The organism is Methylovorus menthalis, assembly GCF_020523625.1.
Lineage (GTDB): Bacteria > Pseudomonadota > Gammaproteobacteria > Burkholderiales > Methylophilaceae > Methylovorus > Methylovorus menthalis.
Map to the genome: position 1 here is coordinate 218,419 of NZ_JAJAQH010000006.1, position 16,513 is coordinate 234,931.

The 16,513-nt window shown below is 57.8% G+C and carries 11 protein-coding genes; 7 read left to right on the forward strand and 4 right to left on the reverse strand.

The genetic code is table 11. The annotated features are described in order from the left end of the window. The first annotated feature begins 171 nt into the window (after positions 1-171). Positions 172-1,404, forward strand: coding sequence for a PQQ-dependent sugar dehydrogenase (locus LG204_RS06865; protein ID WP_230336571.1), 1,233 nt, complete (start codon positions 172-174; stop codon positions 1,402-1,404). A gap of 34 nt (positions 1,405-1,438) precedes the next feature. Here the strand turns inward: LG204_RS06865 and LG204_RS06870 are convergent, their stop codons facing one another. From LG204_RS06870 to LG204_RS06880, 3 genes are read right to left on the reverse strand one after another with little or no spacing between them, the layout of a single operon-like run. Next, positions 1,439-3,907, reverse strand: coding sequence for an EAL domain-containing protein (locus tag LG204_RS06870; protein WP_230336572.1), 2,469 nt, complete (start codon positions 3,905-3,907; stop codon positions 1,439-1,441). A 54-nt stretch (positions 3,908-3,961) separates the two neighbouring features. Next, entirely contained in the window at positions 3,962-4,408 is a 447-nt protein-coding gene (locus LG204_RS06875; protein ID WP_230336573.1) for a response regulator, read from the reverse strand. Beyond that, entirely contained in the window at positions 4,401-5,780 is a 1,380-nt protein-coding gene (locus tag LG204_RS06880) for a sensor histidine kinase (RefSeq protein ID WP_230336574.1), read from the reverse strand. The genes LG204_RS06875 and LG204_RS06880 overlap by 8 nt, the downstream gene beginning before the upstream one ends. A 327-nt stretch (positions 5,781-6,107) precedes the next feature. On the opposite strand from LG204_RS06880, the gene LG204_RS06885 reads away from it, so the two are divergent. The 6 genes from LG204_RS06885 (at position 6,108) to LG204_RS06910 (ending at position 13,664) form a co-directional block, all read left to right on the forward strand. Beyond that, positions 6,108-6,506 (forward strand): hypothetical protein, encoded by a 399-nt coding sequence (locus tag LG204_RS06885; RefSeq protein ID WP_230336575.1) that lies wholly within the window; start codon positions 6,108-6,110, stop codon positions 6,504-6,506. Positions 6,507-6,634: 128 nt separating this feature from the next. Beyond that, positions 6,635-7,864 carry a TolC family protein gene (locus tag LG204_RS06890; protein ID WP_230336576.1) on the forward strand — a complete coding sequence of 410 codons (1,230 nt, stop codon included), beginning with the start codon at positions 6,635-6,637 and terminating at the stop codon, positions 7,862-7,864. Then, positions 7,861-8,979, forward strand: a complete 1,119-nt coding sequence (locus tag LG204_RS06895; RefSeq protein ID WP_230336577.1) for an efflux RND transporter periplasmic adaptor subunit — start codon at positions 7,861-7,863, stop codon at positions 8,977-8,979. Before LG204_RS06890 ends, LG204_RS06895 begins: the two co-directional genes overlap by 4 nt. After that, positions 8,979-12,044: an efflux RND transporter permease subunit gene (locus LG204_RS06900; protein WP_230336578.1), complete on the forward strand. Its 3,066-nt coding sequence runs from the start codon at positions 8,979-8,981 to the stop codon at positions 12,042-12,044. The genes LG204_RS06895 and LG204_RS06900 overlap by 1 nt, the downstream gene beginning before the upstream one ends. Before the next feature lie 10 nt (positions 12,045-12,054). Further along, positions 12,055-12,390 carry a DUF3240 family protein gene (locus LG204_RS06905; RefSeq protein WP_230336579.1) on the forward strand — a complete coding sequence of 112 codons (336 nt, stop codon included), beginning with the start codon at positions 12,055-12,057 and terminating at the stop codon, positions 12,388-12,390. Positions 12,391-12,449: 59 nt separating this feature from the next. Further along, a complete protein-coding gene (locus LG204_RS06910; protein WP_230336580.1) occupies positions 12,450-13,664 on the forward strand; it encodes a malic enzyme-like NAD(P)-binding protein in 1,215 nt (404 codons plus the stop codon). A gap of 104 nt (positions 13,665-13,768) precedes the next feature. Here the strand turns inward: LG204_RS06910 and LG204_RS06915 are convergent, their stop codons facing one another. Next, the gene (locus LG204_RS06915; RefSeq protein WP_230336581.1) at positions 13,769-16,321 is read right to left on the reverse strand and encodes a methyl-accepting chemotaxis protein; all 2,553 of its coding nucleotides are present in this window, start codon (positions 16,319-16,321) and stop codon (positions 13,769-13,771) included. Positions 16,322-16,513 lie beyond the last annotated feature (192 nt).

The following is a 16,513-nucleotide window of genomic DNA, read 5'->3' on the forward strand; positions in this document are numbered from 1 at the left end:
GGATCAGGCAAGGCCAAACTCGAAAGCGGTATTTTACCGTAGCCGCACTACAATGGTGCGGAAAACCGGGAAAATCACCTGCACAAGGAAACTAAGCGTGCAGGTGGCGGTCGGTAATAAAACAATAAATAAGGCTATGTGCGGCGCTGCCTGCGCATGGCGAATGAAAGCATGCATATCAACCGAAAAAAAATTATCAAAGTTCTGCTCTTTATCGTGATGGTCGTCGGCCTGTTCATGCTGGGCGCCAACCAATACCGCATGAAGTGGTGGCCGTTTGAAGATGGTTTTGAAAGCCTCAGCATTGATGAAATCCTGCCGGACCAGAACGCCAAAATAGGCTCGGTATTCGGCACCGAAAACCTCCGCGTGTACAACTTGCCGATTGATGACGAGTTCCCCTCCGGCCCATTCGAAATCCTGGGCAACAAGCGCTTTCTGTTTATCAGCAAATGTGGCGAAGCCTACTTTACCGCGCAGGATGACAATGACATTGAGCGCACCCAATCTCCGCAGCGCCTGAGCAAATCTGAAGATGACGATGATGATGCCAAGCCGCTGGTTTACTGTCAGGGTTCATCCGGGGTGAAAGACAGCCTGCGAGTCAATAACTCGCTCTATGTCAGCTACATCATGTGGGATGACATGCAGAATGGCGCGCGCCTGGCCGTCTCGGAATTTACCCTGGACGTGGTGAATAGCCGCTTGGTCTACAAGCGCGATATTTTTACCAGCAATCCTGCGATTAAAGAGCCGTTTCTCGGTATGCAGGCGGGCGGCAAGTTGGCGCTGGGCGAGAGCGATGAAATTGTCTACCTGGCCATCGGCGATTTTGGCAAACCGCAGGGCGTGCAGGATACCTCCACTTCGCTTGGCAAGCTGATGAAGATCAATACGAAGACCGGCAGCGTGGATGTGTATGCTTCTGGTCTGCGTTCACCTTCCGGTGGTTTGTATTTTGACCATGAATCAGGCGATCTATGGGAAACTGAGCACGGGCCGCGCGGTGGCGACGAGATCAACCTGATACGCGAAGGCTCCAATTATGGCTGGCCGCTGGTGAGTTACGGCACCATGTATGAGCGCGATGGCAATGGCGATTATTACGGCAACAGCTATAACGGACATGATGGCTATGAAAAGCCCATTTTCACGTTTGTGCCTTCCATCGGTGTAGGGTCGATTGCGCGTTACCCTAAGTCTGGCCGCAACGCCTATTGGGAAAACAGCTTTTTTGTGGCGGGCATGGCCACTACGACGCTTTACCACATGAAAAAAGAAGGGCACCGATTGGTCTATGCGGAGCCGGTGCTGAGCGGTTACCGTATTCGCGCCGTCAAGATTGATGCCGATGGTCGCTTTTACCTCAAGACCGACCACAACCAGCTATTGATGTCTGAGTAAGCCGTAAATGCAGTCGTGGTATGCAGGTTGGGGCTTAAATTTCCGGCAACGCCAGCCGCCCACCTGCTTGCAGCAAGGCTTCAATCTCGGCAAACGGCCGGGGGCGACTCAGTAGGTAACCCTGCACTTCATCGCAGCCATTTTCGCGCAAAAAGGCATATTGCTCAGCCGACTCTACGCCCTCGGCAATGACCTGTATTTCCAGGCTGTGTGCCAATGCAATAATGGAGCGGGCAATTACGGCATCGTTATGCGTAGTGGGAATGTCGTTGATGAATGACTTGTCTATCTTGAGGCGATTAATAGGCAGGCGCTTGAGATACGACAGGCTGGAGTAGCCGGTCCCAAAGTCATCCAGCGATAGTTGCACGCCCAGATCGCTGATCCGGTTCAAGGTGACAATCGACTCCTCGATGTTGTGCATCAGCATGCTTTCGGTGATTTCCAGCTCCAGGCAAGTTGGGTCCAGGCCGGAGTGCTGCAGGGTTCTCTCGATGCAGTGCACCAGATCTTTTTGCTCCAGTTGCCGCACGGAGAGATTCACTGCTACGCGGATGGGCGGATGGCCTGCCTGCTGCAATTGCCGGTTCTGATTGGCGGCGGTTTCCATGACCCAGATCCCGATAGGCACAATCAAGCCATCGTCTTCAGATAAAGGAATGAACTGCAATGGCGGAATCAGCCCCAGCGTGGGATGCTGCCAGCGGATTAGAGCTTCCATGCCAATAATCTTGCCATTACTCATGCACACCTGCGGTTGGTAATGCAGCACCAGCTGCTGCTTTTCCAACGCATGCCACAAATCATTTTCCAGGGATAGCCGATGGCCCAGCTCGGCATTCATCTCCTTGGCATAAAAACGGAAATTATTGCTACCGTTGGCTTTTGCCTGATACATGGCACTATCGGCATTCGATAGCAACGTATCGGCATTGCGACCATCCTGCGGGAAGTTGGCGAGCCCGATGCTGCAGGTGATGGTGAGCTGCTTGCCGGTGATGATGAAGGGGTTGATGATGGTATTGCGGATGCGTTGCACCACGGTATGTATGCTCTCATCCAGCGACTGGCTGGTGAGCAGCAGGACAAATTCATCGCCGCCCAACCGCGCCACGGTATCGCCATCGCGCAGGCACGATTGCAGCCGCTGCCCCAACAGGCGAATCAGTTCATCGCCCGCACTGTGCCCCATGCTGTCATTTATCCGCTTGAAATTATCAATATCCACAAAGGCCACGCTAAACATCCAGTTGTGGCGGCGGGCTTCGCTGATGGCCTGATGCATGCGCTCTTTCAGCAAGTTGCGGTTGGCCAGCCCGGTCAGCGTGTCGTAATTCGCCTGCCGTTCCAGGGTTTCCTGATATTGCCTGATCTCGGTGATGTCTTTTTGCACGCCGACAAAGTAGCGGGGCGGCCCACCATTAACATCGGGCACTGGGGCTACATACAGCTCGTTCCAGAACAAGCTGCCATCCTTGCGGTAATTGCGCAGGATAGCGTAGCCCGGGCAGCGCTCACGGATCGCTGTGCGTATTTTTTCTAGCTCGGGCTGATCATGGTCATGTCCCTGCAAGAAGCGGCAATTACGGCCAATCGCTTCTTGCGATGGATAGCCGGTGACCTGCTCAAACGCCCGGTTGACGTAGATCAGTGGCATGGCTGGTTGTGTTACATCTACAATCAGAATCGGCGTGGCACTAGCCTCAATGGCGTGGTTACGCAGTAGCAGGGCTTCTTCTACCTTGCGCTGCTCGGTGATGTCGATGCCGATGCCGCCGATGTGATTGAAATTGCCATCCATATCCTGCACAGGGAAGGTAGTCAGCAACCACAGCTTGAAATCATCCGCCTGTGGAAACTGGCGGACATGCTGAATCGCCTCGCCCTGGGCCAGCATCTGTTGCTCGGCGGCCCGCATTTCTTTCGCGAGCTGAGGCGGGAAAAGCATGCTGTCGTGCTTGCCTATGATTTCCTCATGCGGCAATTGCAGCGCATCCACGGTACTGGCGTTGGCAAAAATATACTGGCCGTGCTGATCTTTAATGAAGGCAATGGCGGGCAGGTTTTGCATGAACACGCGAAACAGGCGATTGCTGTTTTCAAGTTCGCGCTCCATGCGCCGGTGCACGACTTTTTCTTCTGCCCGCTCCAGCGCCGAAATTACCGCACTGGGCAGTCTGCTAAGGTTGTTCTTGATGATGTAGTCGGTGGCGCCATTCTTGAGCGAGAGAATGGCGGTTTCTTCCCCTATGGTGCCCGAGACAAAAATAAACGGAATTTCAGGGGCGACTTCGCGCGCAATATGCAGAGCCGACATGCCGTCAAACTGCGGCAGAGAGTAGTCGGAAAGAATGAGCTGAGGATGATAGTCCTGAATCTGGTCGCGAAAATCCTGCTCGGTTTCCACCCGCTTGATTTCGCAAGTCAGACCGGCACGCTTGAGCTCACGCAGGCTGAGCTCGGCATCGGTCGGGCTATCTTCCACCATCAGGATACGCAACATTTGCTTCCCCTATTGCTGCCTCGACTTCATGGCCAAGGCACGTTTTTCAAGCGGCTACTGGTATTGCGGGATCTTGTTCAAGATTGCCCAGTAGCAGCCCACTTTGGACACTTCCTCCACAAACTGGTCAAACTCGACTGGCTTGACCAGATAACTGTTCACCCCAAGCTCGTAGCTTTTGACGATATCGCGCTCCTCAGCGCTCGACGTCAGCATCACTACCGGGATCATGCGTGTTTTTTCAGAGTTCTTGATCTGCTGTAATACCTCAATGCCATCCACCCTCGGCATTTTCAGATCCAGCAAAATCAGCTTGGGCGAGGGCTTGGCTCGATGCTCGAAAGCCCCTTGTCGGAATACATAATCCAGCGCCTCCTGTCCGTCCTTCAGCCAAAGTATTTCATTGGTCAGGCCGATTTTCTTGAGGGCGCGTAGCGTCATTTCAGCATCGGTCTCGCTATCTTCGACCAGCAGGATTTGCACTTGTTGCATGTCATCCATGATGAGGCTCCTTCCAGGGTAAGCTGAATCCAAACACACTGCCTTCTCCCAGTGTACTCTTGCCCCAGACTTGCCCACCGTGCCGCACAATTATGCGTTGCACAATGGCGAGCCCAACGCCAGTACCGGGGAATTCATCAGCACTGTGCAAGCGCTGAAATACGCCAAACAGCTTGTTGTAATAACGCATGTCAAAGCCGACGCCGTTATCTTCAATTTCGTAGGACACCATGTCGCGATGATGGCTGGAACGCACAATCACACGTGGCGCCGGTTTGTTTTTGCTGTATTTGACGGCATTGGAAAGCAGGTTGATCAGCACCTGCCGGATCAGCGCACGATCGGCATGGACGGTCAGCAGCTGTTGCAGTTCAAGCGCTGTGTTGTGCGCCATCTGGTCGGCCGTCACTTCCTGCCATACCTCATGAATCAGCGTGGGCATATTGATAGGCTCAGCTTCAATCTGCTTGCGACCAGAACGGGCGAACTGCAGCAGATCATCAATCAGCTGGCCCATTTTTCGGCTATTGCTGCGCACTACCGAGAGCAGGCGCAAGCCTTCTTCATCCAGCTTGTCGCTGTAGTCTTCCTCAAACATGCGTGAGTAACCATCAATCGCGCGCAAGGGCGCCCGCAAGTCATGCGAGACGGAGTAACTGAAGCTTTCCAGCTCACGGTTGGTGATTTCAAGCTGCGAGGCCGTGGCCTCGGCTTTGCGTTGTGCCCGCTCGCGGCTCTGTATTTCCTTGATCAGCAGCCAGAAACTCAAGCCCAGCATGCTGGCTGCCAGCAGGTTGCCGATCAATATCCATTGGCGGGTGGAGGCGGCTTCGTCTTCCATGGCTTTCAAACGTTGCCTGAGCAAGGTCTGCTCGGTATTCAGGATATTGGCAGCCTGCGTGCGGATGTCCTGCATGATCTGTTTGCCGGTATCCAGCATGCCGAGAAATACCGGGTCGGTCGCCAGGCGATGATTTTCCTGCTTGGTGGAAATAATGGCGTGTATGGAATCCAGCTTGTCCTGCACCCGCGCATTGAAGGCAAGGACCTGGCGCTGCTGAGTCGGGTTGTCGGACGTCAGCGCTTGCAGTTTTTGCATGTCGGCGGGCAGCTTGCGCACGACATCTTCATACAGCCGGAAAAAATGCCGGTCATTGGTCAGCAGGTAGCCGCGTTCGCTCGACTCGGCTTCCTTGAGGCCCGCGGTGACTTTATCCAGCTGTATCAGCACGGTATAGGTATGATCGACCCAGCGTGAGCTGGTCACGAAATGTTCAGTACGGGTGAAAGACAGGTAGGCGATCGTGGCAAGCAGCAGCATGGCGATGCCCATCCCAACCGAAGTGAGCAACTGCTTGATTACCGGTTTCATGTCAAAACGACCTCCTGCTGTGAGGTAATGCTGTTTCCTGATGCGGTAAAACCAATTGTAAAGATTTGTTACAAGCGCCATAGTAGCCAACTTGCGGCGTGCGTGCTACCCATAAAAATAATGTCAGCGCGACAGCGCCGCTACCTCAAGCCTGATTGCAGGGGTATATCCACCCCAGGCCCCATGCAAAACATGCCGTGCTATAAGAAGTATCGGCTGCCATCTAGAATACTGTTGGGTATGTCATTATTTTTGTTAAAAAAATTAAAGTGCCTTGTGTCGCAGACTTCATTTGCCAGTATCCACTTAATTTGTTAGATTTGCCGCATGTTTCGCCGTCCATTCAAATCCATGTCTGTTGCCATTGTGCTCTGGCTTGCCATTTTGCAAGTCTTTGCGCCATTCATCCATGGGCATCTGGAATTGAATGCCGAAGATCAGGGCCACGGCCTGCACATGCATGCGGTGGATATTGATGTGCCGGAGATGCATAGCGCGGCTGACCATGTCAGCATGGGGCATGCCGCCCTGCATACGGTCACCGTGGAGCACGGCCTCAAGAATGACCAGGATCTTTTGATCCAGGCACCCATGCTAGTGCTGGTTTTCCTCTTACTGCTAGCATTGCCCGCCAGCAAACGTCTTTTCCCCCCTGTGTTTGGCAAGCATGCCAAACGTCTGCAGTTTTATTCGCCTTACCTATCCCGAGCGCCACCTGTCGCCTGAGTTATTGCTTTGAACGCAGCGACAGCTGCGCCAGATGATAGCTTCAGGAGAACTCTATGTACCAGAAACGCCCGTTTGGGCGCGTGATGCCATGCATTTTTTGGCTATGCATGTTGTGCGCGGGAAGCATGGCTACCGCGACAGTGCAGGCAGCGCCATTGGCCGCCGATGCTCGCCATACCGACATCCAGCACACCGATATTGTTGACCCCGATGCGGCTTTAAGCCTGCATGACGTGGTTGAAAAATCCTATTTACGTAACCCCACGCAGCCGATATTGGCGGCGCGCATGGCCGAAGTGCGGGCACGCCGCACCGTGGCAACATCGTTCCTGCCACAGGCGCCTGCCGTGGGCATGAGCGCGCAGAACGACGCCGTGGGAAGTGGTCGCGGTGAGCGCGACTGGCAGGCCGAACTCGAGCTGCCAGTCTGGCTGCAAGGTCAACGCAATGCCCGCAAACATGTGGCCGATGCCGCCGATGAAGACCTCGCCGCCAGCCGCGATAGTCTCAAGTTGCAGGTGGCAGGCTATGTGCGCGATGCCATCTGGGATATCCGCATGAATGCCAATGCCCTGGAGCTGGCCGACCTGCGGCTAAACACCGCCACCGCGCTGGAGCACGATGTGCAACGCCGTTTTGAGGCGGGTGAGCTCGCCAAGACGGACCTCATGCTGGCGCAGAACGAGCGCATCATTGCCGAAACCGGCCGCTTGCGGGCCCAGGCCGAGCTCATGCATGCGCGGCATCGTTACATCATACTCACCGGTCTGCACACCATGCCACAGCAGCAGGATGAACCGCAGTCTGCGCTGGAAGATTACAGCGAGCAGCATCCCTACTACCGTGAAGCCATGTCACGGCTGGGCCTCACCCAGCAGGCACGCGAGCTGGCCCGGCTGGAGCGGCGCGAAAATCCGCAAGTGATCCTGAATGCCCGCAGCCAGCGCGGACCATTTGAAAACGCCTTTAACGACAGCATAGGCCTCAAGCTGCGTATCCCGCTGGATAGCCCGGTACGTGCTGCTCCCATTGAAGCTGCGGCCGAAATGGAAGTCGGCCGCGCTCAAAGTGCCCGCGACAGCCTGATCTATCAACTCGAAACCTCCATGCACGAAGCCGAGCACAACCTCACGGTCAGCCGGGCCGAGCTCGAGATGGTCACGCGTCAGCAGGCGCTGGCACAAGAAAATCTACGCCTTGCCACCAAGGCATTCCAGCTCGGCGAAACCGATCTGGTCGGCCTGATGCGCATACAGGCGCTGGCCTATGAGGCCGAGCGCGCACTCACTACCCGGCGCATACAGCTGCAATGGGACATTGCCCGATATAACCAGGCGGTTGGAGTATTACCATGAAGAACATTATTAAGAACACCATGAAACAGACAATCTGGATATGCACCCTGATGCTGGGCTTGTTGCCCGGCCAGTGCGTGCAAGCGGCGGATATCGCCTTTACCGAAACACAACAAAACACCTTGGGCATCCGCGTGGCCGCCCTGGGGCGCAATACGCCGGTCAGCAGCCATCGTCTGCCTGCCGAAATCATGATCCCCATCGGGCAGGAGCGCATGGTCTCCGCACCGCAATCCGGCCTGGTAGATACCCTGTATGTGGCCGCGGGCGAAGATGTCAAAGCCGGTCAGCCGCTGGCGCATATCAGCAGCCCGGAGCTGATTGCCCTGCAGCGCGATTACCTGCAGGCACTCACGCAATATCGTCTGGCGCAAAACAACCTCAAGCGCGATCAGGAGCTGTATCAGGATGGCATTATCGCCAAGCGGCGTTTCCAGACTACGCAAAGCGGGCAGGAAGAACTGAGCGCGCTGCTCAACCAGCGCAAGCAGGCCTTGCAGCTGGCAGGCATGGGCGCGGGGGGTATCGCCCAGCTGGAAAAATCCGGCCGCATGACGAGTGGCATTACGCTCACGGCCCCGGCCGCCGGGCAGGTGCTGGAGCAACTTGCCGCCGTAGGCCAGCGGGTGGATTTGTCAGCGCCGATTTACCGTATCGGGCGCCTGCATCCGCTGTGGCTGGAAATCAGCGCGCCTTTGGAAGTGCTGCCCTATGTCAGCGTTGGCATGCCGGTGAGCGTGCCCAAGTTCGGCGCCAGCGGCAAGCTGATCCATATCGTGCGTAGCGTGAACAAGAACGACCAGACCGTGCATTTGCGCGCCACCATTACCACCGGCACCGAGAAGCTGGCCCCCGGCCAGTTTGTCGAGGCAGAAATCGGCGGGCTGGGCACCAGCACGCATTTCAGCGTGCCGCGTCCCGCCATTGCCCGGCATGATGGCAAGACTTATGTGTTTGTAAAAACCGCGCAGGGCTTCCGTGCCATGCCGGTGGAGGTGGTATCCGAGCAGTTTGAAGAAGTCGTCATCAATGGCGATTTCACCGGCAAGGAGCAAGTTGCCGTCAGCGGGCAAGCCGCCATCAAGGGGCGCTGGCTGGGACTGGGAGCTGAGTGATGCTGGCAGCCCTGATCCGGTTATCCCTGACCCAGCGCGTATTGATGCTGGTGCTCACCGCCATGCTCTCCTTTGCCGGGGTGCAGGCGTTTCAACAACTGCCGATTGATGCGTTTCCGGATGTTTCATCCACGCAGGTCAAGATCATCATGAAGGCGCCGGGCATGACCCCCGAAGAGGTGGAGGCCCGCATCACCGCGCCGATTGAGGTGGAAATGCTGGGCCTGCCCAGGCAGACCATGCTGCGCTCGGTGGCGAAATATGCGCTCACCGATATCACCATCGACTTTGCCGAGGGCACTGACATTTACTGGGCACGGCAGCAGGTCAATGAGCGGCTGAGCGCCGTGCTGGCTAACCTGCCGCCGGATGTCTCGGGTGGCGTTGCGCCGATGACTACACCGCTGGGCGAGATGTTCATGTTCACGGTGGAAGCGCCTAATCTCAGCCTGGCCGAGCGCCGCAGTCTGCTGGACTGGGTGATACGGCCCCAGCTGCGCACGGTGCCGGGCGTGGCGGATGTGAATTCGCTGGGTGGCCTGGTGCGCAGTTTCGAGATCATTCCCGATAACTCGCGCATGTATGCCCGCGGCGTAACGCTCGATGCCCTGCAAAATGCCCTGATCGAAAACAACAACAACGATGGCGCTGGCCGCCTGAATGATGGTGAGGAATCGCTGCTGGTGCGCGCCGAAGGCCGCCTCAAGACGCTGGAAGACGTGCAGAACACCGTGATCCGCACCGAAGATGGCATTCCGGTGCGGGTAGCGGACGTTGCCGCCATCCAGCTCGGTGCACTTACCCGCTATGGCGCCGTGACCAGCAATGCCAAGGAGGAAGTGGTCGAAGGCCTGGTGCTGGGCCTGCGCGGCGCCAATGCCCGGCAGGTGGTAAGCGGCATCAAGGCCAAGCTGGCCGAGATGCAGCCGACCTTGCCCAAGGGCGTCAGCATTCATGTGTTTTATGACCGCAGCAGCCTGGTGGATAGAGCCGTGTACACCGTGTCCAAGGCGCTGGTGGAAGCCATTGTGCTGGTGCTGGTGTTGCTGCTGCTGTTCCTCGGCAATCTGCGGGCGGCGCTCACCGTGGCGCTGATCTTGCCACTGGCGGCCTTGTCCACGTTTTTGCTCATGCAAGAGTTTGGCCTCTCCGCCAACCTCATGAGTCTGGGCGGGCTGTCTATCGCCATCGGCATGCTGGTGGATGCCGCCGTGGTGGTGGTGGAAAACATCGCCTCGCATCTGGCGGATAACAAACGTGGCGCCGGGTTGCCGCGTTTGCATCTCATCTACCGTGCGGTGCGCGAAGTGAGCGTGCCGGTGGCGGCGGGCGTGCTCATCATCATCACGGTATTCCTGCCCTTGCTGACGCTGGAAGGGCTCGAAGGCAAGCTATTTCGCCCGGTGGCGATGACCATCGTGTTTGCCCTTTCCGCCTCGCTGCTCCTTTCGCTGACGGTGATTCCGGTGCTGGCTTCTTTTCTGCTGCGCAAGATGCCCCACGAAGAACCCTGGGTAGTGCGCAAGGCGCTGGCGCTGTATGACCCCGCGCTGAGGTGGGCGCTTGCTCACGGCCGAGCCCTTGTCATGGCTGCGTTTGTTGCATTGGGGTTGACGGTGGTGGTGTATCTGCAGATCGGCAAGATTTTCATGCCGACGCTGGATGAAGGCGACATTATTGTCGGCGTGGAAAAGCTGCCCTCGATCAATTTGCAGCAGAGCCTGACCACCGACATGAATGTGCAACGCGCCATTTTGCAAAACGTGCCGGAGGTAAAGGAAATCTATTCGCGCACCGGCGCCGATGAGCTGGGGCTAGACCCCATGGGCCTGAACCAGACCGATAACTTCCTTATCCTCAAGCCGCAATCCGAATGGCGCCAGCCGGATAAGGCCGCCCTGATCAACGATCTGCGCAAGGTAATGGAAGAGCTGCCGGGCCTGGCCTACAGCTTCACCCAGCCGATTGACATGCGCGTGAATGAAATGATCCTCGGCGTGCGCGGCGATCTTGCCATCAAGATTTTTGGCAACGATCTGGATGTGCTGGACCAGAAAGCTCAGCAGCTGGTGCATATCCTTCAGGGCATCCCCGGCAGTCAGGATGTCTACACCCCGCAAAACAGCGGCGTGCAGTACATGCGCATTGCCATTGATCGTCTCGCGGCTGGGCGGCTCGGGTTCAACATGACCGAGATCGAGTCCATTCTTCGTGCGCAGCTCGAAGGCAAAGTGCTTTCGGTGGTGCAAGAAGGCCAGCGCCGCACACCCTTGCTGGTGCGCGGTGGCGAGAGCCTGCGCCAGTCCGCCGCTGACTTTGGCAACCTGATGCTGACACTGCCCAATGGCCGCAACATTCCGCTCTCTGCCGTGGCCAAGCTGGAACGGATAGAAGGCCCGGTGAAGATAGACCGCCAGCGCGGCGCCCGCATGGTGATTGTCACCAGCAATGTGCGTGATCGCGATCTGGTGGGCTTTGTGGAAGAAGCCAAAGCCCGCGTGCAAAAAGAAGTTCAGCTGCCCGAAGGCTACTCCATGAGCTGGGGCGGCCAGTTTGAAAACCAGCAGCGGGCGGCGGCGCGTCTGGCGATTGTGGTGCCTGCGGCCATTACCATGATCTTCCTCATCCTGTTTGCCACCTTCCATTCGGTGCGGCAGGCCACGCTCATTCTGTGCAATATCCCGTTTGCCATGATAGGCGGCGTGTTTGCCTTATGGCTGTCGGGCGAATACCTGTCGGTGCCTGCGTCGGTGGGTTTCATTGCGTTGCTGGGCATTGCCGTGCTTAATGGGGTAGTGATGATGTCGTATTTCAACCAGTTGCACGTGCAAGGCCTGCCCATGCTGGAGGTGGTGACCGAAGGCGCCAGGCGTCGCCTGCGGCCAGTGCTGATGACGGCCTGCATCGCCGCCTTTGGTCTGCTGCCCTTGCTGTTTGCTACCGGCCCCGGCTCCGAGATTCAACGCCCGCTGGCGATCGTGGTGATCGGCGGCTTATTTACCTCCACCGTGCTCACGCTCATTCTTCTGCCCATGCTTTATCAGCGCTTTGCGCATGCCAAATAAGGAAAAACAAATGCAAGAATCCGTTACCACCATGGCCCTGTTACAAGTAAGCGTACAGCCGGAGCACGAAGAGCAGATGGTGGATTATATGATCCAGGCGCTCCCCGGCGTGCGCTACAGCAGCCAGATGATCAGCCTGCATGGTCAGCCCGAAGGTGGGCTGTCCTTGCGCGAGCAAGTGCTGGGCACCACGCGGCGCTGCCTCTTTAGCGTGCAGGCCGAGGCCGGGCGCTTGCAGGCATTAGCCGCTGCGCTGGAGCAGGGGGCGGTGTCTTTCCCCGTGGAATACCGCCTGTTGCCGTTGTTGCTGGCGGGCGAATACGCACCCAGCATGCAGCGCGATTAAGCTGGCAGGGTTGATGCTTACAGGCTAAGGTGTCTTATCAATGCCGTGGAGAAAAGCTTATGCCGGATATGAAACAGCGTGCCCTGGATTACCACGCATTACCCACGCCGGGAAAACTCTCGGTGGAGTCGAGCAAGCCCTGCGCCACTGCGGCTGACCTGGCGCTGGCCTATACGCCCGGCGTTGCCGAGCCAGTCAAGGCCATCTACCAGGATCCCGCTGCCGCTTATCGCTACACCAATAAGGGCAACCTGGTGGCGGTGATTACCGATGGCACCGCCGTGCTTGGCCTGGGCAATGTCGGTGCACTCGCGGGCAAGCCGGTGATGGAAGGCAAGGCGGTGTTGTTCAAGCGCTTTGCCAATATTGATGTGTTTGATATTGAAGTCACCGCGCCCAGCATCGAGAGCTTTATCGAGACTGTGGTCAATATTGCCCCCACTTTTGGCGGCATCAATCTGGAAGATATTGCCGCCCCGCATTGCTTTCGCATTGAGCGCGAGCTGCGGGCCCGGCTCGATATCCCCGTGTTTCATGATGACCAGCACGGCACGGCGGCGATTATTGCCGGGGCGCTGTTGAATGCGCTGGAGCTGCAAGGCAAAACCCTACCTACTGCCCGCATTGTGTTTCTGGGCGCGGGCGCTGCTGGCATGGCAACCGCCCGGCTGCTCAAGGCCATGGGCGCGCAAAATATCATGCTGGTGGATATCGCCGGGGTGCTGCATGCCGGGCGTGACGACATCAGCGAATATGGCCGCGACCTGCTGCGCGAAACCTCGGCCCGCACGCTGGCCGATGTGATGCCGGGTGCCGATGTGTTTATCGGCGTCTCTGCCGCCAATGCGCTGCCTCCAGACCTGCTTAAGCTCATGGCGCCCCGGCCCGTGGTATTTGCCCTGGCAAACCCGGACCCGGAAATACTGCCCGCCACCGCCATGGCCGTGCGTGACGATCTGATCATGGCGACTGGCCGTTCTGATTTCCCTAACCAGGTGAATAACGCGCTGTGTTTTCCGTATCTGTTTCGCGGCGCGCTCGATGCCAAGGCACGCCAGATCACCACCACCATGCAGGTGGCCGCCGCCCATGCGCTGGCGGCGCTGGCGCGTGAAGAAGTGCCGCAAGAAGTGCTCGACGCCTATGCCATCAGCGAGCTGCACTTTGGCCGCGATTACATTATCCCCAAGCCGTTTGATCCTCGGCTGCTGGAGAAAGTGGCAGGCGCCGTGGCCGAGGCCGCCCGCGCCGAGATGGTTTCAGCTAGCGCTTAAGCCCGCTGATGTTGGATGTGAGGCGAGATGATTAGCGGGCCAGAGGGTTAAAAGGCTAGCGGATTAGGCGGCGACAGGATTTGAGTCAGTCGCCCCGCTGAACCCTAGCGATTCACCAGCTTGAGCGGCGCCCGCAACACGGGCAGCTCAGCCGTGCGTGCGCTGAGGCGGAAAGCACTCACCGTGGCAAACAGCTGATCCGATTGCTGCAACAGTGATTCCGCGGCTGCGGCCGCTTGCTCCACCAGTGCTGCATTCTGCTGCGTTACGCCATCCATCTGGTTCACCGCCATGCGCGCCTGCTGTATGCCCAGGCTCTGCTCGTGCGATGACGCCGCAATATCGTCCATGAATTCACTGGCGCGCTGCACGGCGGTCATCACCTCCTGCATGGTGCTGCCCGCTTGCGCGACCAGCGCGCTGCCCTGGTTGGCCTTGCTCACCGAGTCTTCAATCAGCTGGCGTATCTCGGTAGCGGCGGAGGCCGAGCGCTGTGCCAGCGAGCGCACTTCGCCCGCCACCACGGCAAAGCCACGGCCTTGCTCACCCGCGCGTGCCGCTTCCACGGCGGCATTCAGCGCCAAAATATTGGTCTGGAAGGCAATGCCATTGATCACGCCGATGATGTCTTCAATCTTCTGCGCACTCTGGTTGATCGCCGTCATGGTCGCCACCACATCGTTCACCACAATATCGCCTTGCTTGGCTACACCGGCGGCGGTTTTCACCAGACCATTGGCCTCTTGTGCCCGGGCGGCGTTTTGCCGTACGGTGTCGGCCAGCTCGTCCATGTTGGAAGCCGTCTCTTCCAGTGCCGAAGCTTGCGACTCGGTGCGGGCAGATAAGTCCGCATTGCCCTGAGCGATCTCCTGCGCGGCTACGTGAATAGTCTCGGCCGAGGTTTTCACCTGCAACATGGGCTGCACCAGTATCTCCAGCGTGTTGTTCACGCCCTCGATAATGCGGCGGAAATCGCCCTGATGGCGGCTGGCATCGGCCCGCGTCATGATATTGCCCGCCTTGGCCGCGGCCGCCAGCATCTGCGCATCGTCATTCAGCGCCTGCAGCTTGTGGCGTATGGTGTCCATGGTGTGGTTGATGTACGCCTGCTGGCCGGGGAAGTTTTCCAGCGGCGCATCAAAATCGCCCTCGCTGAATTGCGCCATGCAGGCCAGGGTTTTGCGGTTGATGGTGATGTGGTTTTCCAGCGTGCGGTTCATGCTCTGCATGATCAGGGCATAGTCGCCCTCAAACGCCTCCGGGTTCAGCATCTGGTCGATCTCGCCACGCGCATGCGCCGCGGCCAGCTGCGAGAGCGAGTCGATCACCGCCTTCAGGTGGGCCCGCACGCCTTCAATATTGTCGTTGATCGAGGCCAGCTGCCCGGGGAAGCGCTCCAGCGGCGTATCAAAATTGCCACGGCTGAAGGCCTGTATGCAGGCCAGCACCTTGTGGTTGATGGTGAGATGCTGCGCTACCATGGCATTCACGCCCTCGGCCACCCGCTGAAAATCGCCCTGGTAATTCGCCGCCGGAATCCGGCTATCCATCAGACCGGCATCGTGGTCTTGTGCCATGCGCTGCATGTCTGCCATCAGCTGGCGAATGTTGTGCCGCAGCTTTTCAATGCCGGTGTTGATCATCGCCTGCTTGCCGGGGAAGGCCGGTAGCCGCGCATCAAAATCCCCCTCGGCAAAGGCATGCACGCAGGCCATGGATTGCTGCATGAGCTGCACATAATTCAGCAGCATGCGGTTCAGCCCCTCTGCCAGCGCCTGGTATTCGCCGGTGTAAGGCGTGGTATCAATGCGCGCATCCATATCGCCCGCCTCGTGGCGGTCCGAGAGATCGCGCATATCATGTATCAGCCGCTGCAGCGTGTACGACATATCGCGCATAGAAGCCATCAGGCTCTGTTTATCATGCGGGGCAATGGTAATCGGCGCCGACAAATCGCCATCGGCAATGCGCCGCGCCATCTCCGCCGCGGCATGCGGCTCGCCGCCCAGCTCGCGCTCCACCGAGCGTATCACCCAGTAGCCAATCAGGCTCAGCACAATCAGCAAGCCCAGCGTGACAATGCCGCCAATCAGCATGGTGCGCGCAAACGCTGCCTGCGTGGCCGCCACCGCCTGCTGCGCCAGCTGGCTCTTGTAGCTGAAGAGCGCCTTCAGCGCCGCATCCACGCGGTCAGCGTATTCCATGTTATCCATGTACGATTCGCGCGCCTCAAAAAACGAGTTATCACGCGAAAACTGCAACGACTCATCAATGCGCGGCAGATAACGCTGCATCGCCTGCTCGGCATTTTTCAGCAGTGCTGCATCCTGCGGGTCCGCAATCAGGCGCTGGTAATTCGCCAGCCCGGCCTTCAGTTCAGCGATGGATTGCTGAATTTCCTTATCCAGCGTGGCTTTTTTGGCCGTGTCGTTATTCAGAATAAACGCCGAAATCTGCAAACGCAGATCACCAAACAAAGCCTTCTCCCGCCCCAGGCTTTCCAAGCTAGGCACCGCATTCAGGTTCACCACACTCGCCCCCGCCTGTAGTTTGCTCAGATAGGCATACGCCCAGCCCGCAAAGCCCGCCAGGCCGAGATACGCCGCAAACAGCAAGATCAGCATGCGTTTGTTTACAGTGAGTTTAGGGATGTTCATGATGGCGCTCCTAAGTCCCCGCGGGGGCGGGGAGGGATTCAGATTAGGAGCTTAGTTTGTGGAGGGGGTGTTACTGGTTTGTGACACTTCCATTCACTGTGACAGTTTTGGTCAGATTTAGATCGAGGCTTATTCACCCTTAGATGTTTGCGATAGTTAGGTGCAAATTTTGTTGGTCCAGCTAATTTCCTA